Origin of the sequence: Brucella sp. NBRC 12950 (assembly GCF_030268145.1) — a bacterium.
Lineage (GTDB): Bacteria > Pseudomonadota > Alphaproteobacteria > Rhizobiales > Rhizobiaceae > Brucella.
Window position 1 is genome coordinate 1 of the sequence record NZ_BSQC01000077.1, and the last position, 285, is coordinate 285.

The following is a 285-nucleotide window of genomic DNA, read 5'->3' on the forward strand; positions in this document are numbered from 1 at the left end:
ACCTCTTGCTCGGCTATACCGGCATTCTATCATTTGGCCATGCAGCCTTCTTTGGCGGTGCTGCCTATGTGACGGCTCATGCGGTCAAGGAATGGGGTGTAACGCCCGAAATCGGCATCCTGCTTGGCGTGCTGGCCGCTGCCGTTCTCGGTCTTGTGATCGGCTATCTCGCCATCCGTCGTCAGGGCATCTATTCAACGATGATCACGCTGGCCTTAGCGCAGATGTTCTTCTTTTTCTGTCTGCAGGCGGCCTTTACACACGGCGAAGATGGTCTTCAGGGTG

1 protein-coding gene is annotated in these 285 nt (G+C 56.1%); it reads left to right on the top strand.

What is annotated here, in order from left to right:
- The coding region (locus QSJ70_RS27530; protein WP_285541393.1) for an ABC transporter permease subunit at positions 1–285 on the top strand (285 nt) is incomplete at both ends.